This window comes from Pseudomonas sp. ADAK18 (assembly GCF_012935695.1).
GTDB lineage: Bacteria > Pseudomonadota > Gammaproteobacteria > Pseudomonadales > Pseudomonadaceae > Aquipseudomonas.
In genome coordinates, this window is record NZ_CP052859.1 from 262136 (window position 1) to 281664 (window position 19529).

The window sequence follows — 19529 nt, forward strand, 5'->3', positions numbered from 1 at the left end:
AGACCAGTGGTGGACGGCGAACGTTACACGAGGAAAAACTCATGCATATTTTGCTGACGGGCGGTACGGGTCTGATCGGCCGCCAGCTCTGCCAGTACTGGCAGGCTCAGGGGCATCGCTTGAGTGTGTGGAGCCGTCATCCGGAGCAAGTGGCCAAGCTCTGCGGTGCCCAGGTGCAAGGCGTCGCCCGTCTGCAGGACATTAACGAGCCGGTGGACGCGGTGATTAACCTGGCCGGCGCACCCATTGCCGGTCGGCCCTGGACCCACAAACGCAAGGCATTGTTGTGGAGCAGCCGGATCGGCCTGACTGAAACCCTGCTTGCCTGGCTCGATGGCCTTGAGCACAAACCGGGGGTATTGATCTCCGGTTCTGCCGTGGGTTGGTACGGTGATGGCGGTGAGCGCGAACTGACCGAAGACAGCGGTCCGGTGCTGGACGATTTCCCCAGCCAGTTGTGCATTGCCTGGGAAGAAACCGCCCAGCGTGCGGACGCTATTGGCATTCGAGTTGTACTGGTGCGTACCGGATTGGTCCTGGCCGCCGAGGGCGGCTTTTTGTCACGGCTGCTGTTGCCGTTCAAACTGGCGCTGGGCGGGCCTATCGGCAATGGCCGGCAGTGGATGCCGTGGGTGCATATCAAGGATCAAATCGCCCTGATTGATTTTCTTCTGCACAAGACTGACGCCCGGGGTCCTTATAATGCCTGCGCGCCGCAGCCGGTGCGCAATCTTGAATTCGCCAAGACGCTGGGCAACGTGCTGCACCGCCCAGCGTTCATGCCCATGCCGGCCTTCGCCTTGCGTATCGGCCTGGGCGAGTTGTCCGGCTTGTTGCTGGGTGGCCAGCGGGCGATTCCCCAGCGGTTGTTGGCCGCCGGTTTCACTTTCCAGTTTACTGAGTTGCAGGCGGCCCTGGACGATTTGTCCAGCCGCCTCTAGAGATAGGATGTTGCATGACGGATCACGCGTTGTTACTGGTCAACCTGGGTTCACCGGCCTCCACTTCGGTGGCCGATGTGCGCAGCTACCTCAATCAATTCCTGATGGACCCTTACGTGATCGACCTGCCATGGCCGGTGCGACGGTTACTGGTGTCACTGATCCTGATCAAGCGTCCCGAGCAATCGGCCCATGCCTATGCCTCGATCTGGTGGGACGAAGGCTCGCCTCTGGTGGTCCTTAGTCGTCGCTTGCAGCAGCAAATGACGGCGCAGTGGACTCAAGGCCCGGTGGAGTTGGCGATGCGCTACGGCGAACCGTCCATTGAGAGCGTGCTGACCCGGCTGGCTGCCCAGGGCATCAAGAAAGTCACCCTGGCGCCGCTGTACCCGCAGTTTGCCGACAGCACCGTGACCACAGTGGTTGAAGAAGCCAAGCGTGTGGTACGGGACAAGAAGCTGGCGATCCAGTTTTCGATTTTGCAGCCGTTCTACGACCAGCCGGAATACCTCGACGCTCTGGTAGCCAGTGCCAAGCCACACTTGCAGCAGGACTTCGATCACCTGTTGTTCAGCTTCCATGGGCTGCCCGAGCGACACCTGAAAAAACTCAATCCGGGCCATGAGTTCGACGGTGCTACCAATTGCTGCGCCAATGCCTCGCCGCAGGTGCGAGCTACCTGTTATCGCGGTCAGTGTTTCAGCGTTGCCCGGGACTTTGCCGAGCGTATGGGTTTACCGCAGGGCAAGTGGTCGGTGGCGTTCCAATCGCGACTGGGGCGGGCGAAATGGATCGAACCCTATACCGAAGCGCGGCTGGAAGCATTGGCCCGGCAAGGGGTGAAGAAGTTGCTGGTGATGTGCCCGGCATTTGTGGCCGATTGCATCGAGACGCTGGAGGAGATAGGTGATCGCGGGCTGGAGCAGTTCCGCGAAGCGGGTGGTGAGGAGTTGGTGCTGGTGCCGTGTTTGAATGATGACGAGCAGTGGGCAGTGGCGCTCAATACCTTGTGTGAAAGAGCGCCAGTAGCGCTGTAGTCAAGCCGAATGAAGATCCAAATGTGGGAGCGGGCTTGCTCGCGAAAGCGGTGTTTCAGTCAATATATCCGTTGACTGGCACACCGCTTTCGCGAGCAAGCCCGCTCCCACATTGACTACTGTGCTCACTCTGAGTCAGCGGGGTTATTCGTGGTGCGGTTCGCCAAGGAACGTCAGCGAACTGAATAGTCCGCGAGTCGCCACGTCGGCATTATCTTTCAGCGGGATTTCCACCTGCGCCGCAATCACATTCAACCCTTCATTACGCACCAGTACCTGGGCACGGCCTTCAGCGTCGGTCTCGGTGCTCAAGGTGTTGGGTGCATTGCGGTAGTCGCCAATCAACTTGATTCCCGCCGCCGGCTTGCCATCGAGCAGGACTTGCACCGGCAAGGATTTGCCCGGGCCTACGGTCAGAGGGTCAACTTCCGGCAGGATCAGCAGCTTGATCTGATCCAGCTTGGGCAATTTCGCCCCGGGTTGGTAAATCGCCAGGCTGTATTTGAAGGTCTGGGTAGACTCGACCGCGCCAGGCACTTTACTGCGGCCCTGGTTGATCCACTTGTTATCCGCAGTCTTCGACCACATCCCGTTATCCAGCGCTACCGCCAGCACGGCGGGTGGTTTGAGCGGTTGCAGGCGGGCATGATCGTCCAGACGTTGTACCGTGACCGGGATCATTTTTCCGCCCGCATCGTAGGCCCAGGCGCCACTGATTTTCTGGGCCTTGAAGGCATTGTCCTCGGCGCCATGGCCGTAGATGACTTCGATATTGCCGCGTCGTTGTTCGGTCCACAGGCCATGGGCCGATACCTGGGTGGCAAACAGTAGGCCCAGCACTGCCAATGATTTGAGAGGGAGCATGGTGACGTCCTTTTACAGGTTGAGGGTCAGGCTGACGGTGAAGTTGCGCGGTTCCCCGGGCATGACCCAGTAGTTGCTGTAGGACCGCTCGTAGTATTTCTCATCGAACAGGTTGTTGAGGTTCAGGCCCACGGTGACGTTGTCGCTGGCCTTGTAATGGGCCAGCAGGTCGACGGTGTGGTACGCCGGCAACTCAAAGCTGCCGCCGGCTTCACCCGAGCGATCACCGACGTAGGTGAAAGCGGCGCCGAGGTCGGATCCGCGCAGCAGGCCGTCCTGAAACTCATACACCCCCAACAGACTGCCGCTGCGCTTGGCCACGCCGAGAATCTGGCTGCCGGAGGGGATGGTTTTGTCGCCCTTGGTGACTTCGGCATCGATGTAGGCAAAGGCGCCGATAACCCGTACGGCATCAGTCAATTTTCCGGTCAGTTGCAGGTCAAAACCCTGGCTGCGGGCCTTGCCCATGGCTCGGTCGGTGTCGGTAGCCGGGTCCCTGGCCAGGACGTTCTCCTTTTCGATATGAAAGGCGGCGAGGGTGGTGCTCAGGCGGTCGTCGAACAGTTCGCTCTTGATGCCGACTTCGTAACCTACGCCTTCTTCCGGCTTGAAGGATTTACCGCCGGCGTCCAGGCCATTGTTGGGTTTGAACGAGGTGGAGGCGTTGGCGAACACGCCCATTTGCGGCGTCAGTTGGTAGAGCAACCCGGCACGTTGAGTCAGGACATCGTGGGTTTGTCGGCTTTTGGCGTGGTTGCGGGCGTAGTCGTCGGTACGTTGTTCGAAGTGCTCGAAGCGCGCACCGATCATGCCCCGCAGGCGGTCGCTGAAGACGATCTGGTCTTGCAGGTTCAGGGCCTGGCTTTTCACGTGCTCATAGAAGTCGGTACCGGAGCGCTCGCCATTGGGCTTGGGCTGGCCGTAGATCGGCTTATAGATGTCGATCGCGTAGTTGCTGCCACCGATGGCGGTCACCCGTTCTTTCTTGCGGTAATCCTCGTACTCAGTACCAATCAGCAGCTCGTGTTGCCAACTGCCGATGTCGAACAGGCCACGCAGCTCCAGCTGGGTAATGCTGTCGTGCCAACCGGTGGAGCGTTCACGGTAGCGGCGGTTGATGGTGTGACCATCGGCATTCAGCGCGCGACTCTCCGAGGCGTCGCCCCACAGGCTGCCTTGTTTGTAATGGCTGGCCAGGCGCAGCTTCCAGGCATCGTTGAGGTGATGCTCAAGGGTCGCTTGCAGGCGGTTGTTGTGGTTGCGGATATCGCCATCGTTGGGTTCGCCGAGGAAGGTCGAGCGGGAGACGCCGCCCCAGCGGTTGTTGGGCGCGACGACGCCTCGGTCGAAGGTCGAGCTGTGGCGCACGAATTCGCTTTCCACCAGCAGGCTGGTGTCCGGGTCCAGTTGCCAACTGAAAGACGGTGCGACGAACACCCGCTTGCTTTGCACGTGATCACGGAAGCTGTGATTGTCCTCCACTGCCAGGTTGACCCGCGACAGCACGCGGCCTTCGCTGTCCAGTGGCGTGTTGACGTCAAGGGTGGTGCGGTAGCGATCCCAGCTGCCGGCGCTGGTCTGCACAGTGGTGAAGGCTTCGGGCTGCGGCTTCTTGGTGACGATATTCACGGTGCCGCCGGGATCACCACGGCCATATAGGCTGGCGGCGGGGCCCTTGAGTACCTCGACACGTTCGATGTTGGCCGCGTCCGGGGTGCTCGGGTAGCCGCGGTTGGCGCTGAAACCGTCCTGGTAGAACTCCGAGGTGGTGAACCCGCGCACGCTGTATTCGTAAAGAGTCAGGCCGCCGAAGTTGTTCTGCTTGGACACGCCGCCGGCAAATTCCAGGGCGCGTTCGACGTTGGTACTGCCCAGGTCTTTAAGCACCGTGGCGGGAATTACGCTGATGGACTGTGGGATGTCGCGTATGGCGGTGTCAGTTTTGGTGGCGCTGGCGGAACGAGTGGCGCGATAGCCTTTAACGGGACTGGTGGCGGATTCGTATGCCTCACTGGTGACGCTGATGGTGTCCAGTTCAACGGTGGAGGCGTCTTCGGCGTAGACCGGGTCCACCAGCAAACCCAAGGCGATTCCGGCCAAGGGTGCAAATTTTCGAGACGGCATGGTAGAGCGTTCCAATAGCGATATTGAAACAACATAACATAACCGATGAGAATGAATGCTTATTGAAATGTTGGGTTACAGGAGCCTGCGCACAGGCTCCTGCAAGCCGCGGGTTATTCCTCTTCTTTCACCGGTGCCGGCGGCGGCCGCAAGCCGATCTCTGCCGACAGCTTGAGCTCTTTGCCATTGCGCATGACCTGGATGGTGACCTTGTCAGTGGGTTTGATCCGCGCCACCTGGTTCATCGATTTGCGCCCATCACCCGCCGGCTCGCCGTCGATGCTGAGGATCACATCACCCAATTGCAGCCCGGCTTTCTGCGCTGGGCCGTCGCGGAAGATCCCGGCGACCACGATGCCAGGGCGACCGGTCAGCCCAAAGGACTCCGCCAACTCCTTGGTCAACGGCTGCACTTCAATCCCCAGCCAGCCACGAATGACCTGGCCATGTTCGATGATCGACTTCATCACTTCCATGGCCAGCTTCACCGGGATCGCGAAGCCGATGCCCTGGGAGCCGCCGGATTTGGAGAAGATCGCCGTGTTGATCCCGGTCAGGTTGCCGTTGGCATCCACCAGCGCACCGCCGGAGTTGCCGGGGTTGATCGCCGCATCGGTCTGGATAAAGTCTTCGTAGCTGTTGAGGCCCAACTGATTGCGCCCGGTGGCGCTGATGATGCCCATGGTCACCGTCTGGCCGACGCCGAACGGGTTGCCAATGGCCAGCGCTACGTCGCCGACCCGCAGGCTTTCGGAGCGGCCGATGGTGATCGAGGGCAGGCTCTTCAAATCGATTTTCAGCACTGCGAGGTCGGTTTCCGGGTCACTGCCGACTACGCGGGCCAGGGTTTCCCGGCCGTCACGCAGGGCCACGACGATCTGGTCTGCACCGGTGGTCACGTGGTTATTGGTAAGGATGTAGCCTTCCGGGCTCATGATCACCCCGGAGCCCAGGCTCGACTCCATGCGTCGCTGCTTGGGCGAGTTGTCACCGAAAAAACGCCGGAACTGCGGGTCTTCAAACAGTGGATGGGCCGGTTTGTTGATGACCTTGGTGGTGTACAGGTTGACCACCGCAGGCGCTGCGATGACGACGGCATCGGCGTAGGTCACCGGGCCTTGTACCACCGCGCTGGTTTGCGGTGCTTGTTGCAGGTTGACGTCAAAGGTCGGCAGGCCGACCCATTGTGGATAACGCTGAATAATCAGCATCGCGATCAGCACGCCAGCCAACAATGGCCATCCAAAAAAACGCAGTGCCTTGAGCATTAAGAAAAATCCTGACAGGTTGCAGGGGGCGCAAGAGCGCCCATAATGTCGCGCATTATACGAGGCCGCGAGCGCCTCCGAACGGGATATTTAGGAGTCTTTTATGGCCGTCGCCCTGAGCACCTTAGTCGAGGAAGCAGACCGCTACCTCAACAGCGCGAAAATTGCCGATTATTGCCCCAATGGCCTGCAGGTCGAGGGTCGACCCCAGGTGCGGCGCATCGTCAGCGGCGTCACGGCGAGCCAGGCGCTGTTGGACGCGGCGGTCGAAGCCCAGGCCGACCTCGTGCTGGTGCACCATGGCTATTTCTGGAAGGGCGAAAGCCCGTGCATCACCGGTATGAAGCAGCGGCGCCTGAAAACCTTGCTCAAGCACGACATCAGCTTGCTGGCCTATCACTTGCCCCTGGACCTGCACCCCGACGTCGGCAACAACGTGCAGCTTGCTCGGCAACTGGACATCACCGTCGAAGGCCCGCTGGACCCGGATAACCTTAAAATTGTCGGCCTGGTGGGCTCGCTGGCTGAGCCTGTGTCACCCCGCGACTTTGCCCGCCGCGTGCAGGACGCCATGGGCCGTGAGCCATTGCTGATTGAAGGCAGCGAGATGATCCGCCGTGTCGGCTGGTGCACGGGTGGCGGCCAGGGTTATATCGATCAGGCCGTGCTGGCCGGTGTTGACCTGTATTTAAGTGGCGAAGCGTCGGAGCAGACCTTCCACAGTGCGCGGGAAAACGACATCAGCTTCATTGCCGCCGGTCACCACGCCACTGAGCGTTATGGCGTGCAGGCGCTGGGGGATTACCTGGCCCGACGCTTTGCTCTCGAACATCTATTCATCGATTGTCCCAACCCGATCTAGCTGACGACATAGAACAATTGTGGGAGTTGTCGAGCCTCAGCGAGGCTGCGATGGCATTACCTCGGTGTACCTGTCAAACCGCAGCGATCCCATCGCAGCCTCGCTGGGGCTCGACAACTCCCACATTTACCGAGTTCGGCCGGCCCATGTGGCCAAACCCACCGGTATATTCATATACCGTTTCGTTCTAGCTGGCTCCCTGAATAGAAGCAGGTGCTGTGCTAGCATGCCCCGCTCGAACACGGCCCGCTGGCCGTCCATAAGATCGTTTTTCCGTGAGTAGCCATGGTCGACAAACTGACGCATCTGAAACAGCTGGAGGCGGAAAGCATCCACATCATCCGCGAGGTCGCCGCAGAGTTCGATAACCCGGTGATGCTCTACTCGATCGGTAAAGACTCCGCCGTGATGCTGCATCTGGCGCGCAAGGCATTTTTCCCGGGCAAGCTGCCGTTTCCGGTGATGCACGTCGACACCCAGTGGAAATTCCAGGAAATGTACAAGTTCCGCGACCGTATGGTTGAAGAGCTTGGCCTGGAGCTGATCACCCACGTCAACCCGGACGGCGTGGCGCAGGGTATCAACCCCTTCACCCACGGCAGCGCCAAGCACACCGACATCATGAAGACCGAAGGCCTGAAACAGGCCCTCGACAAGTACGGTTTCGACGCTGCTTTCGGCGGTGCCCGTCGCGATGAAGAGAAATCCCGTGCCAAAGAGCGCGTGTACTCGTTCCGCGACAGCAAACACCGCTGGGACCCGAAAAACCAGCGCCCGGAGCTGTGGAACGTCTACAACGGCAACGTCAACAAGGGCGAATCGATCCGTGTGTTCCCGCTGTCCAACTGGACCGAGCTGGATATCTGGCAGTACATCTACCTTGAAGGCATCCCGATCGTGCCGCTGTACTTCGCCGCCGAACGCGATGTGATCGAGAAGAATGGCACGCTGATCATGATTGACGACGAGCGCATTCTCGAGCACCTGTCCGACGAGGACAAAGCCCGAATCGTCAAAAAGAAAGTGCGTTTCCGTACCCTTGGCTGCTACCCGTTGACGGGCGCGGTGGAGTCCGAAGCTGAGACGCTGACGGACATCATTCAGGAAATGCTCCTGACGCGAACTTCCGAGCGCCAGGGCCGAGTCATCGATCACGATGGCGCCGGCTCCATGGAAGATAAAAAACGTCAGGGTTATTTCTAAGGGGTTGTCATGTCGCATCAATCTGATTTGATCAGCGAGGACATCCTCGCCTACCTGGGCCAGCACGAACGCAAGGAAATGCTGCGCTTTCTGACCTGTGGCAACGTCGACGACGGCAAGAGCACCCTGATCGGGCGCCTGCTGCACGACTCCAAGATGATCTACGAAGACCATCTGGAAGCCATCACCCGCGATTCGAAGAAAGTCGGCACCACCGGTGACGATATCGACCTGGCATTGCTGGTCGACGGCCTGCAGGCCGAGCGTGAGCAGGGCATCACCATTGATGTTGCCTACCGCTATTTCTCCACCGCCAAGCGCAAATTCATCATCGCCGACACCCCTGGCCATGAACAGTACACCCGCAATATGGCCACCGGTGCCTCCACCTGTGACCTGGCGATCATTCTGATCGACGCCCGCTACGGCGTGCAGACCCAGACCCGTCGCCACAGCTTTATCGCCTCGTTGCTGGGCATCAAACACATCGTGGTGGCCGTCAACAAGATGGACATCAATGGCTTTGACCAACGTGTGTTCGAGTCGATCAAGGCCGATTACCTGAAGTTCGCCGAAGGTATCGCGTTCAAGCCGAGCACCATGGCGTTTGTGCCGATGTCGGCCCTCAAGGGCGACAACGTGGTGAACAAGAGCGAGCGTTCGCCTTGGTACACCGGCCAGTCGCTGATGGAGATCCTCGAAACCGTCGAGATCGCCAACGATCGCAACTACACCGACTTGCGTTTCCCGGTGCAGTACGTCAACCGTCCGAACCTGAACTTCCGTGGTTTCGCCGGTACCCTGGCCAGCGGCATCGTTCACAAGGGCGACGAAGTCGTGGTGCTGCCGTCGGGCAAGAGCAGCCGCGTCAAATCCATCGTCACCTTCGAAGGTGAACTGGAGCACGCCGGCCCCGGCCAGGCCGTGACCCTGACCATGGAAGACGAGATCGACATCTCCCGTGGCGACCTGCTGGTGCATGCCGACAATGTGCCGCAAGTGACCGACACCTTCGACGCCATGCTGGTGTGGATGGCCGAAGAACCGATGCTGCCGGGCAAGAAATACGACATCAAACGCGCCACCAGCTACGTGCCGGGTTCCATTACCAGCATTGTGCATCGCGTGGATGTGAACACCTTGGCCGAAGGGCCTGCCAGTGCCTTGCAGTTGAACGAGATCGGCCGGGTCAAGGTCAGCCTCGATGCGGCCATCGCCCTCGATGGTTACGCCAGCAACCGCACCACGGGTTCGTTCATCGTCATCGACCGTTTGACCAACGGCACCGTGGCGGCGGGCATGATCATCGCGCAGCCTGTGACTCACGGCAGCGCGGCGCAGCACGGCAAGTTGGCGCACGTTGCCACTGAAGAGCGCGCCCAGCGCTTCGGCCAGCAACCGGCTACCGTGTTGTTCAGCGGTCTGTCTGGCGCCGGCAAAAGCACCCTGGCCTACGCGGTTGAACGCAAGCTGTTCGACATGGGCCGTGCGGTGTTTGTGCTCGATGGGCAGAACCTGCGCCATGATCTGAATAAAGGTTTGCCACAGGACCGGGCCGGGCGTACCGAGAACTGGCGTCGTGCTGCTCACGTTGCGCGTCAGTTCAACGAAGCCGGCTTGCTGACGCTGGCCGCCTTCGTTGCCCCAGATGCTGAAGGTCGTGAACAGGCCAAGGCGCTGATCGGCGGCGATCGTTTGCTGACCGTGTACGTGCAGGCTTCGCCGCTGGTGTGTGCCGAGCGTGATCCGCAAGGCTTGTATGCAGCGGGCGGGGATAACATCCCGGGCGAGTCCTTCCCGTATGACGTGCCACTGAATGCCGATCTGGTGATCGACACCCAGGTGTTGTCGCTGGAAGAAAGCGTCAAGCAAGTGCTGGAGCTGTTGCGTCAGCGCGGCGCGATTTAAGCTTCAGAGCTGCACAAAAAAGCCCGCCATCGATCACTCGGTGGCGGGCTTTTTTGTGGGGCCTTGAAAACAACTCGGTCAAATGTGGGAGCGGGCTTGCTCGCGAAAGCGGTGTATCAGTCATACATGTATTGGCTGACACTCTGCTTTCGCGAGCAAGCCCGCTCCCACATTTTAATTACCGTTTGCCTGGCAAATCTGTGTGCAATTTGGCGAGCAATTCGTCTTTCTCCTCCCACAACCCATTGATCCACCCCTGGAATTCCAACCGATATTCCCCATCCTGCTCATAGTTCTTACCAATGAACTGCACAGGGATCTGCACTTCTTCAAACTGCACCACCACGTCTTTCACATTCCCGCACAGCAAATCCCAATACCCGGGACGCCCGCCAGGGTAGTGAATGGTCACGTTCACCAGCGACTTCAGCTGTTCACCCATGGCATCCAGCACAAAGGCAATGCCACCGGCCTTGGGCTTGAGCAAATAGCGAAACGGCGACTTCTGCTGTGCATGCTTACCCACGGTAAACCGAGTGCCCTCGGCAAAGTTGAAAATCCCCACCGGGTTGTCGCGAAACTTTGCGCAGGTCTTGCGGGTGGTTTCCAGGTCCTTGCCTTTCTTCTCCGGATGCTTTTCCAAGTAGGCCTTGGTGTAGCGCTTCATGAACGGGAAGCCCAAAGCCCACCAGGCCAGACCGATCACCGGGACCCAAATCAACTCCTGCTTCAGGAAAAACTTCAGCGGACGGATACGGCGGTTAAGCACGTATTGCAGCACCATGATGTCGACCCAGCTCTGGTGGTTACTGGTCACCAGATAAGAATGCTCGTAGTCCAACCCCTCAAGGCCGGTCAGGTGCCAGCGGGTGCGGCGCACCAGGTTCATCCAGGCCTTGTTGTTACCGATCCATGCCTCGTGGGTGTGGTTCATCAGCCATTCGCTGAAGCGCTTGGCAAACGGCAGCAGCTTGAACAACGCCACGATAAACAGGAACGAACACAGCAGGATCGTGTTCAACGCCAACAACAGCGAGGCGATCACCCCGCGCACGGCGGCAGGTAGAAAATCCAGCATTTAGACATCCATAGGTCGGTTGGCGGCTTGAATCGCAGTCAGAGCGATGGTGTACACGATGTCGTCCACCTGGGCCCCGCGGGGCAGGTCGTTCACCGGTTTGCGCAGGCCTTGCAGCATCGGCCCCAGGCTGACGCAATCGGCACTGCGTTGCACCGCTTTGTGGGTGGTGTTGCCGGTGTTCAGGTCGGGGAACACGAACACCGTGGCCTTGCCGGCGACCAGGCTGTTGGGGGCCAGTTGCCGGGCAACGGTTTCGTTGGCGGCGGCGTCGTATTGCAACGGGCCGTCGATCAGCAGCGAGCTTTGGGCTTCGTGGGCGAGCAGCGTGGCTTCACGAACCTTTTCCACTTCTTCGCCGCTGGCCGAATCACCACTGGAATAGCTGATCATCGCCACCCGAGGCGTGATACCGAATGCGGCAGCCGAGTCGGCACTTTGCAGGGCAATTTCCGCAAGCTCTGCGGCGCTTGGGTGGGGGTTCATCACGCAGTCGCCGTAGACCAGCACCTGCTCGGGGAACAGCATGAAAAATACCGACGACACCAAGGTGCAGCCTGGCGCGGTTTTAATCAGCTGCAAAGCCGGGCGGATGGTGTTGGCGGTGGAGTGGATGACGCCGGAGACCAGGCCGTCGACTTCATCCAGCGCGAGCATCATGGTGGCGATCACCACGGTGTCTTCCAGTTGCTGCTCGGCCATCGGAGCGTTGAGACTTTTGCTTTTGCGCAAGGCCACCATGGGCTCGACATAGCGTTGGCGAATCAGGTCCGGGTCGAGAATCTCCAAGCCTTCGGGCAGCTCGATACCTTGCGCCCGGGCTACCGCTTCCACGTCCGCAGGTTTGGCCAGCAACACGCAACGGGCGATGCCTCGTGCCTGGCAGATCGCGGCGGCCTGCACGGTCAACGGCTCGCTGCCTTCGGGCAGGACGATGCGCTTGTTGGCCGCCTGGGCGCGCTGGATCAATTGATAACGGAACACCGCCGGCGACAGGCGCATCTCCCGAGGCGTGCCACAGCGTTGGTGCAACCAGCGGGCGTCGAGGTGGCTGGCGACGAAGTCGGTGATGATCTCCGCACGTTCGCGGTCATCAATCGGGATTTCCTTGTTCAGGCTGTTGAGCAGGTTGGCGGTGTCGTAAGAGCCAGTGCTTACCGACAACACCGGTAGCCCGGCCTGGAAGGCACCACGGCACAGGTCCATGATGCGTGGGTCGGGCAGGGTGTCGCTGGTCAGCAGCAGGCCGGCCAGGGGCACGCCGTTGATGGCGGCGAGGCTGACGGCGAGGATGATGTCATCGCGATCCCCCGGCGTTACCACCAGCACACCAGGCTTGAGCAGCTCCACGGTGTTGCGCATGGTGCGGGCGCAGATGATGATTTTGGTCATGCGCCGGGTTTCGTAGTCGCCGGCGTTGAGGATTTGCGCGCCCATCAGGTCAGCCACGTCGCGGGTGCGCGGGGCGTTGAGTTCCGGCTGGTAGGGAATGCAGCCCAGCAGGCGGAAATCACCGCTGCGCAACAATGGCGAATGCTCTTTGAGCCGCGCGGAGAACGCCTCCATGCTTTCCTCGGTGCGCACCTTGTTGAGGATCACACCGAGGACTTTCGGGTCTTTCGGGCCGCCAAACAGTTGGGCCTGCAGTTCCACGCGGCCGGACAGCTCGGTCAGCACTTCGTTTTCCGGCGCCGAGACCAGAATCACTTCGGCATCCAGGCTTTTCGCCAGGTGCAGGTTGACCCGTGCGGCATAGCTGGCGCTGCGGGTTGGCACCATGCCTTCGACGATCAGCACGTCCTTGCCCACGGCTGCTTGCTGGTAAAGGGTGATGATTTCTTCCAGCAACTCATCCAACTGGCCGTCGCCGAGCATGCGCTCGACGTGGGCCAGGCCCAGCGGCTGTGGCGGTTTCAGGCCATGGGTACGGGCTACCAGCTCGGTAGAACGCTCCGGCCCCGTATCGCCGGGATGCGGCTGGGCAATGGGTTTGAAGAAGCCGACTTTCAGTCCGGCCCGTTCAAGGGTGCGCACCAGCCCAAGGCTGATGGAGGTCAGACCCACACCAAAATCGGTGGGCGCGATAAAAAAAGTCTGCATGCGAATTCTCTGGAGGTGCATGGCTTCGGTGGCTGTCTATAGCTGATGGCCTACCGGGGGAATCAAGTGCCAAGGTTATCTCTATCTGAGTCCTGCGCACACCAGCCACACGCAAAGGGCCGGCCTATTTTTTCAAGGCGTTGCGCAGGGTCATTGACCCAGGCCCGGGATTGCCACGGCGGCTGGTGGCGCAGGTGTTGGGTGTGGCCGCAGGAAAGCTCGACGACCCAGTGTTGGTCTTCATCCTGATGAAAACCCATGACCGTCGAGTCGCTTGTTCGACCCCGTTTGTCCGGGTTCTGTTCGCTTTCGGGCAAATCCTTGTTTAGACTTGTCCGTTCTTCATTCTTATGCAAAAGGTCTCGCCCCATGCCGATCGCCGCCAATAAGGCTGTCTCCATTGACTATACCCTGACCAACGACGCTGGTGAGGTCATCGACAGTTCTGCCGGCGGCGCGCCGCTGGTCTACCTGCAAGGCGCAGGTAACATTATCCCGGGCCTGGAAAAGGCTCTGGAAGGCAAAGAGGTCGGTGATGAACTGACCGTTGCCGTAGAACCTGAAGATGCCTACGGTGAATACTCCGCCGAACTGGTCAGCACCCTGAGCCGCAGCATGTTCGAAGGTGTTGATGAACTGGAAGTGGGCATGCAGTTCCACGCTTCCGCTCCAGATGGCCAGATGCAGATCGTCACCATCCGTGACCTGGACGGCGACGATGTCACCGTTGACGGCAACCACCCGTTGGCTGGCCAGCGCCTGAACTTCCAGGTCAAGATCGTGGCTATCCGCGACGCTTCCCAGGAAGAAGTGGCCCACGGTCACGTCCACGGTGAAGGCGGTCATCACCATTAATTGATGGGCTAAGGTCTGTCAGTTGGAAAAAGGCGCCTTCGGGCGCCTTTTTTGATCGGCAGCTATTATTGCCGACTTGGCGGTTGTAATCTCAAACCGCTGTTACGCGAAGAACATGGATATCTGGAGTTCGTCATGAGTGCTTTCCACGACCTTAATCTGACTGGCCTCAATGGTCAGGAGCTGCCTCTGGCGCCCTTCAAGGGGCAAGTCGTGCTGGTGGTCAACGTCGCCTCCAAATGTGGGCTGACACCGCAATATGCGGCGCTGGAAAACCTCTATCAGCAATACAAGGGCCAGGGTTTCACCGTGCTGGGCCTGCCGTGCAATCAGTTTGCGGGCCAGGAGCCGGGTACCGAAGAGGAGATCCAGGCGTTCTGCAGCCTTAACTATGGCGTGAGCTTTCCCCTGGGCAGCAAGCTTGAGGTCAATGGGCCTGAGCGTCACCAGTTGTACCGTTTGCTGGCGGGCGAGGGCGCCGAGTTTCCTGGGGATATCACCTGGAACTTCGAAAAATTCCTGCTGGGCAAGGACGGTCGGGTACTGGCGCGTTTCTCGCCCCGTACTGCTCCGGATGATCCGACCATTGTTCAAGCCATCGAAAAAGCCCTGGCCTGATACACCATTGTTGTAGTGGGGGCTTGTTGTGGCGAGGGGCTTGCCCCCGTTGGGCTGCGAAGCGGCCCCAATAAAGTCACTGCATACACCAGAGAGAACAGGTTGCCCGGCTTAGGGCCGCTGCGCAGCCCAACGGGGGCAAGCCCCCTCGCCACAGTCCTTCGTGCTTTTACCCCTTAATCACCACAATCAATAGTGCTGTTCAGCGCCGCGCACTGCCCATATTATCCACGTCATAAAACCCCTTTCTCGTGGAGTGCTCCCATGCCTGTCCAAGCCTTGTTCAAACCCTTCCAGCTCGGTGCACTGCAATTGTCGACCCGCGTGGTCATGGCGCCCATGACCCGTTCGTTTTCCCCGGGTGGCGTGCCCAATTCGAAAGTTATCGAGTACTACCGTCGCCGTGCCGCAGCCGGTGTGGGTCTGATCATCACCGAGGGCACCGTGGTCGGCCATCAGGCCTCCAATGGCTACCCGAACGTACCGCATTTCTACGGTGAAGCTGCGTTGGCCGGCTGGAAGAAAGTAGTCGACGCCGTGCACGCCGAAGGCGGCAAGATTGTCCCGCAACTGTGGCATGTGGGCAGTGTGCGTCGCATCGGCACCGAGCCGGATGCCAGCGTTCCGGGTTATGGGCCGACCGAGAAACTCAAGGACGGCAAGGTCGTGGTCCATGGCATGACGGTCCAGGACATCAAGGAGGTGATCGCTGCCTTCGCCCAGGCCGCCAAGGATGCCCAACGCATCGGCATGGACGGTGTGGAAATCCACGGCGCCCACGGTTATCTCGTGGACCAGTTCTTCTGGGAAGGCAGCAACCAGCGTACCGACGAGTACGGTGGCAACCTGGCCAACCGCTCGCGCTTTGCCATTGAATTGATTCAAGCGGTCCGCGCCGCCGTGGGCCCGGACTTCCCGATCATCTTGCGTTTCTCGCAATGGAAGCAGCAGGACTACACCGCGCGCCTGGTACAAACCCCTGAAGCCCTTGGCGATTTCCTCAAGCCATTGGCTGATGCGGGCGTGGATATCTTCCACTGCTCCACCCGCCGTTTCTGGGAGCCGGAGTTCGAAGGCTCCGACCTGAACCTGGCCGGCTGGACCCGCAAGCTCACTGGTAAACCCACCATTACCGTGGGCAGCGTCGGCCTGGATGGCGAGTTTCTGCAGTTCATGGTCAACACCGACAAGATCGCCCAGCCAGCGAGCCTGGAAAAACTGCTGGAGCGCCTGAACAACGACGAGTTCGATCTGGTGGCGGTCGGTCGTGCGTTGCTGGTGGATCCGGATTGGGCGGTGAAGGTCCGCGAAGGGCGTGAGGGCGATATCTTGCCGTTCAGTCGTGAGGCACTGATGACCCTGGTATAAGCGGCGGCAGGACGGGGAGCGCCTGCTCGTCCACGCACACACCACGCAACTGCTGCTCAAACTGCTCGATAATCGCCGGCCATCCCTGACGGCTGGCGTGTTGCCGAGCATTGAGTCGCACCCGGCGCAAGTGCTCGCGCCCGTCCAGCAGCCAGTTGGTCGCGTCACAAAACGCGTCCTCATCCCCGGGCATCGCCAGCACACCGTTGTGACCATGGCGGATATGCTGGGTCGCGGCCGCCTGGTCGTAGGCCACCACGCCGAGCCCTGAGGCCATGGCCTCCAAAACCACGTTGCCAAAGGTCTCGGTGAGGCTGGGAAACAGGAACAGATCGCCCGAGGCGTAATGCCTGGCAAGCTCTTCGCCGCGTTGAGTGCCGCAGAAAATCGCCTCTGGTAGCGTTTTCTCCAACATCACCCGTTGCGGGCCATCGCCGACGATGATCAGTTTTAACTGACGCTGTGGATAAGTGGCTTGCAGCGAATCGAAACAACGCTTGAGCACGCCCAGGTTCTTTTCCTGAGCCAGGCGCCCAACGTGCAGTACGGCGATATCGTCGTTGCCCAGCCCCCAACCCTCACGCAAGTCATTGTCGCGCTTGGCCGGGTGGAACAGCTGGCTGTCGACACCTCTTGCCAGCATGCCCAGTCGCTCGAAGTGGCGGCGCTCCAGTTCCAGCCGTTGGCTGGCGCTGGGCACCAGGGTCAAGGTCGAACGGTTGTGAAACCAGCGCAAGTAGTGGGTCAGCACCCGACTCAGCATGCCCAGGCCGTACTGGTTGGAGTACTGCTGGAAATTGGTATGAAAGCCGCTGACCACGCGGATCCCCAGCCGCCGTGCTGCTCGTAGCGCCGACAAACCCAGCGGGCCTTCGGTGGCGATGTACAACACGTCCGGACGCTGGCGTTTCCAGCGCCGCAGCAACTTGTGCATCGACGATTGCCCCCATTGCAGGCCCGGATAGCCAGGCAACGGCCAGCCACGGCACAGCATCAAGCCATCATCGCTGGGCCGGCTTTGATCGCTGCCCTGGCGAGGACGGATCAGTTCCACCTGATGGCCGCGTGCGCGCAAACCGTCACACAGGCGGCCAAGGGTATTGGCCACCCCGTTGATCTCCGGCGGGAAGGTTTCGGTAATCAGGGTGATATGCAGCAAAGCGCTCGTCATGGCCCCCAGTGTCGGCGCGGGCCATGTCGTCATTGTGTCATCTGGATGATGGATTTATGACAGCTCAGGCCTTCTTCACTGCCATCGCCTCGGCACCTTGCTCGCGCACCCAGAATAGCGTCGCTCCAGCCACTGCCGCCGGCATCATCAGCAGGTTGACCACCGGCACCAGCAACACCAGGTAGACGATCCCGCCGAAGCTCATGCTCTGCCAGCGTTTCTGGCGCAGCCAGGCGAGCATTTCGTTCCAGCCCAGTTTGTGGTTATCCGCCGGGTAGTCGATGTACTGGATCGCCATCATCCACACCCCGAACAGCAACCACAGCGGTGCAGCCACCAGGTTGACCACCGGAATGAACGACAGGATAAACAGGCCGATGGCCCGTGGCAGGAAGTAACCCAGCTTGCGCATTTCCCGGGCCAGGGTGCGGGGGACCATGGCTGCCAACTCTGCCCAACTGAAGGGTGGGAAGTCGTCGGTGCCGCGCACTACCACTTCGACCTTTTCCGCGAGAAATCCGTTGAACGGCGCGGCGATGATGTTGGCGAGCATGGTGAAGGTGAAAAACACCATCAGTACCACCAGCACCACGAACAGCGGCCACAGGAGATAATTCAGGAAGCTCAGCCAACTCGGCAGGGTCGGCATCAGCGTGTCGACCCACAGGCTGAACTGATGGCCGGCGAAGTAGATCAATCCGACGAACAGTATCAAGTTGATTGCCAGCGGCAGCAGCACGAACAGGCGCAGGCCGGGGCTGAGCACCAGTTTGAGGCCTTCGCGCAGGTATTGCGGGCCTGAGAGAGCGGGGGCGGGCATGGATAACTCCGGTCAAAGGGACGAACGCGCCGACCTTACCGGCTTTGCCTGAAAGGCGAAAGCGGGGTCAACATGTCGACACTAACGGTAACAAAGGCGTCGATTAATAGAGACGACTGCATAGAGACCACCTATGAGCTGGATTGTTATTCCGTATTTCCTTAATCTTGCCCCCCTCGATACGCTGCACCCATTATTTTTCAGGGCCTGCGAGTTCAAGCCTTCCCCAAGTGCTTCGCGGTCCTTTTTTATTCCAGCCGTTCTGTTGTCCGGGCGGTCGATAGGAGTGAGTCATGTCTGATACCCGTCATTCGCGAGTGATTATTCTCGGTTCCGGCCCTGCCGGTTACAGCGCTGCTGTCTACGCAGCCCGGGCCAACCTCAAGCCGCTGCTGATCACCGGCATGCAGGCGGGCGGTCAACTGACCACCACCACCGAAGTCGACAACTGGCCGGGCGATGTCCATGGCCTGACCGGTCCGGTGCTGATGGAACGCATGAAAGAGCACGCTGAGCGCTTCGAGACCGAAATCGTCTTCGATCACATCAACGCTGTCGACTTCTCGAAAAAGCCTTACAGCCTGACCGGCGACAGCGGCGTCTACACCTGTGACGCGCTGATCATCGCCACCGGCGCCAGCGCCCGCTACCTGGGCCTGCCGTCGGAAGAAGCATTCATGGGCAAGGGCGTTTCCGCCTGCGCCACGTGCGACGGTTTCTTCTATCGCAACAAACCCGTTGCCGTAGTCGGTGGTGGCAACACCGCCGTCGAAGAAGCGCTGTACCTGGCGAACATTGCCAGCACCGTGACCCTGGTTCACCGCCGCGAGACTTTCCGCGCCGAGAAGATCCTGATCGACAAGCTGCACGCCCGGGTTGCCGAAGGCAAGATCATCCTCAAGCTCAACGCCACCCTGGATGAAGTCCTGGGCGACAACATGGGCGTGACCGGTGCTCGCCTGAAGAACAACGACGGCAGCTTCGACGAACTGACTGTCGACGGTGTGTTCATCGCCATCGGCCACACCCCGAACACCTCATTGTTCGAAGGCGTGTTGGATGCCAAAGACGGTTACCTGATCGTGCAGGGCGGCCGTGAAGGCAACGCTACTGCCACCAACATCGAAGGCATCTTCGCTGCCGGTGACGTGGCTGACCACGTTTACCGCCAGGCGATCACCTCCGCCGGCGCGGGCTGCATGGCGGCACTGGATGCCGAGCGTTACCTCGACGGGTTGAAGGACGCTTCGTTCTAAACCGTTGAAATGAAAAAACCGGCTGCGAGGCTAATGCCAGTCAGTTAAGGGCGAAC

The 19529-nt window shown here is 60.1% G+C and carries 17 protein-coding genes; 9 read left to right on the plus strand and 8 right to left on the minus strand.

Annotated features, from left to right (window positions below; translation table 11 throughout):
* Window positions 1-41 precede the first annotated feature (41 nt).
* Entirely contained in the window at window positions 42-941 is a 900-nt protein-coding gene (locus HKK55_RS01170; RefSeq protein ID WP_169352984.1) for a TIGR01777 family oxidoreductase, read from the plus strand.
* A gap of 14 nt (window positions 942-955) precedes the next feature.
* Entirely contained in the window at window positions 956-1978 is a 1023-nt protein-coding gene (gene hemH, locus HKK55_RS01175; protein WP_169352985.1) for a ferrochelatase, read from the plus strand.
* Window positions 1979-2122: 144 nt separating this feature from the next.
* On the opposite strand, the gene HKK55_RS01180 is transcribed toward hemH, so the two are convergent.
* From HKK55_RS01180 to algW, 3 genes are all read right to left on the minus strand, one after another.
* On the minus strand, window positions 2123-2842 hold the full coding sequence (locus HKK55_RS01180; RefSeq protein WP_169352986.1) for a DUF4198 domain-containing protein: 720 nt from the start codon (window positions 2840-2842) through the stop codon (window positions 2123-2125).
* Window positions 2843-2854: 12 nt separating this feature from the next.
* Window positions 2855-4966, minus strand: a complete 2112-nt coding sequence (locus HKK55_RS01185; protein ID WP_169352987.1) for a TonB-dependent siderophore receptor — start codon at window positions 4964-4966, stop codon at window positions 2855-2857.
* Window positions 4967-5079: 113 nt separating this feature from the next.
* Entirely contained in the window at window positions 5080-6234 is a 1155-nt protein-coding gene (gene algW, locus HKK55_RS01190) for a Do family serine endopeptidase AlgW (RefSeq protein WP_169352988.1), read from the minus strand.
* Window positions 6235-6337: 103 nt separating this feature from the next.
* Between algW and HKK55_RS01195 the strand changes: the two genes are divergently transcribed.
* From HKK55_RS01195 to cysN, 3 genes are all read left to right on the plus strand, one after another.
* Complete coding sequence (locus tag HKK55_RS01195) at window positions 6338-7096, plus strand: Nif3-like dinuclear metal center hexameric protein (RefSeq protein ID WP_169352989.1); 759 nt, start codon at window positions 6338-6340, stop codon at window positions 7094-7096.
* Between the two features lie 285 nt (window positions 7097-7381).
* Window positions 7382-8299, plus strand: coding sequence for a sulfate adenylyltransferase subunit CysD (gene cysD / locus HKK55_RS01200; protein WP_169352990.1), 918 nt, complete (start codon window positions 7382-7384; stop codon window positions 8297-8299).
* Between the two features lie 9 nt (window positions 8300-8308).
* Window positions 8309-10207 (plus strand): sulfate adenylyltransferase subunit CysN, encoded by a 1899-nt coding sequence (cysN, locus tag HKK55_RS01205; RefSeq protein WP_169352991.1) that lies wholly within the window; start codon window positions 8309-8311, stop codon window positions 10205-10207.
* 178 nt (window positions 10208-10385) lie between these two features.
* On the opposite strand, the gene HKK55_RS01210 is transcribed toward cysN, so the two are convergent.
* From HKK55_RS01210 to HKK55_RS01220, 3 genes are all read right to left on the minus strand, one after another.
* Window positions 10386-11285: an acyltransferase gene (locus HKK55_RS01210; protein ID WP_169352992.1), complete on the minus strand. Its 900-nt coding sequence runs from the start codon at window positions 11283-11285 to the stop codon at window positions 10386-10388.
* The gene (gene pta / locus HKK55_RS01215) at window positions 11286-13385 is read right to left on the minus strand and encodes a phosphate acetyltransferase (RefSeq protein ID WP_169352993.1); all 2100 of its coding nucleotides are present in this window, start codon (window positions 13383-13385) and stop codon (window positions 11286-11288) included.
* Between the two features lie 62 nt (window positions 13386-13447).
* Entirely contained in the window at window positions 13448-13786 is a 339-nt protein-coding gene (locus HKK55_RS01220; RefSeq protein ID WP_169352994.1) for a DUF3565 domain-containing protein, read from the minus strand.
* Here HKK55_RS01220 and HKK55_RS01225 point away from each other — a divergent pair.
* From HKK55_RS01225 to HKK55_RS01235, 3 genes are all read left to right on the plus strand, one after another.
* A complete protein-coding gene (locus HKK55_RS01225) occupies window positions 13755-14240 on the plus strand; it encodes a peptidylprolyl isomerase (protein ID WP_017476012.1) in 486 nt (161 codons plus the stop codon). The genes HKK55_RS01220 and HKK55_RS01225 overlap by 32 nt on opposite strands.
* 135 nt (window positions 14241-14375) lie before the next feature.
* The gene (locus HKK55_RS01230) at window positions 14376-14858 is read left to right on the plus strand and encodes a glutathione peroxidase (RefSeq protein ID WP_169352995.1); all 483 of its coding nucleotides are present in this window, start codon (window positions 14376-14378) and stop codon (window positions 14856-14858) included.
* A 264-nt stretch (window positions 14859-15122) separates the two neighbouring features.
* On the plus strand, window positions 15123-16226 hold the full coding sequence (locus tag HKK55_RS01235; protein WP_169352996.1) for an NADH:flavin oxidoreductase: 1104 nt from the start codon (window positions 15123-15125) through the stop codon (window positions 16224-16226).
* Here the strand turns inward: HKK55_RS01235 and HKK55_RS01240 are convergent.
* Window positions 16195-17397, minus strand: coding sequence for a glycosyltransferase family 1 protein (locus HKK55_RS01240; protein WP_169357759.1), 1203 nt, complete (start codon window positions 17395-17397; stop codon window positions 16195-16197). The two genes, HKK55_RS01235 and HKK55_RS01240, sit on opposite strands and share 32 nt — an antisense overlap.
* 64 nt (window positions 17398-17461) lie before the next feature.
* Entirely contained in the window at window positions 17462-18217 is a 756-nt protein-coding gene (gene cysZ / locus HKK55_RS01245) for a sulfate transporter CysZ (RefSeq protein WP_169352997.1), read from the minus strand.
* Between the two features lie 293 nt (window positions 18218-18510).
* On the opposite strand from cysZ, the gene trxB reads away from it, so the two are divergent.
* The gene (gene trxB / locus HKK55_RS01250; RefSeq protein WP_169352998.1) at window positions 18511-19473 is read left to right on the plus strand and encodes a thioredoxin-disulfide reductase; all 963 of its coding nucleotides are present in this window, start codon (window positions 18511-18513) and stop codon (window positions 19471-19473) included.
* Window positions 19474-19529 lie beyond the last annotated feature (56 nt).

Bases quoted from the DNA above. Each gene is read 5' to 3' on its own strand.
- HKK55_RS01195 (WP_169352989.1), top strand. From the start codon at position 6,338: ATGGCCGTCGCCCTGAGCACCTTAGTCGAGGAAGCAGACCGCTACCTC.
- HKK55_RS01170 (WP_169352984.1), top strand. From the start codon at position 42: ATGCATATTTTGCTGACGGGCGGTACGGGTCTGATCGGCCGCCAGCTC.
- trxB (WP_169352998.1), top strand. From the start codon at position 18,511: ATGTCTGATACCCGTCATTCGCGAGTGATTATTCTCGGTTCCGGCCCT.
- pta (WP_169352993.1), bottom strand. From the start codon at position 13,385: ATGCAGACTTTTTTTATCGCGCCCACCGATTTTGGTGTGGGTCTGACC.
- hemH (WP_169352985.1), top strand. From the start codon at position 956: ATGACGGATCACGCGTTGTTACTGGTCAACCTGGGTTCACCGGCCTCC.
- cysD (WP_169352990.1), top strand. From the start codon at position 7,382: ATGGTCGACAAACTGACGCATCTGAAACAGCTGGAGGCGGAAAGCATC.
- HKK55_RS01180 (WP_169352986.1), bottom strand. From the start codon at position 2,842: ATGCTCCCTCTCAAATCATTGGCAGTGCTGGGCCTACTGTTTGCCACC.
- HKK55_RS01235 (WP_169352996.1), top strand. From the start codon at position 15,123: ATGCCTGTCCAAGCCTTGTTCAAACCCTTCCAGCTCGGTGCACTGCAA.
- cysN (WP_169352991.1), top strand. From the start codon at position 8,309: ATGTCGCATCAATCTGATTTGATCAGCGAGGACATCCTCGCCTACCTG.
- HKK55_RS01210 (WP_169352992.1), bottom strand. From the start codon at position 11,285: ATGCTGGATTTTCTACCTGCCGCCGTGCGCGGGGTGATCGCCTCGCTG.
- HKK55_RS01240 (WP_169357759.1), bottom strand. From the start codon at position 17,397: ATGACGAGCGCTTTGCTGCATATCACCCTGATTACCGAAACCTTCCCG.
- cysZ (WP_169352997.1), bottom strand. From the start codon at position 18,217: ATGCCCGCCCCCGCTCTCTCAGGCCCGCAATACCTGCGCGAAGGCCTC.
- HKK55_RS01230 (WP_169352995.1), top strand. From the start codon at position 14,376: ATGAGTGCTTTCCACGACCTTAATCTGACTGGCCTCAATGGTCAGGAG.
- HKK55_RS01225 (WP_017476012.1), top strand. From the start codon at position 13,755: ATGCCGATCGCCGCCAATAAGGCTGTCTCCATTGACTATACCCTGACC.
- algW (WP_169352988.1), bottom strand. From the start codon at position 6,234: ATGCTCAAGGCACTGCGTTTTTTTGGATGGCCATTGTTGGCTGGCGTG.
- HKK55_RS01185 (WP_169352987.1), bottom strand. From the start codon at position 4,966: ATGCCGTCTCGAAAATTTGCACCCTTGGCCGGAATCGCCTTGGGTTTG.
- HKK55_RS01220 (WP_169352994.1), bottom strand. From the start codon at position 13,786: ATGGAGACAGCCTTATTGGCGGCGATCGGCATGGGGCGAGACCTTTTG.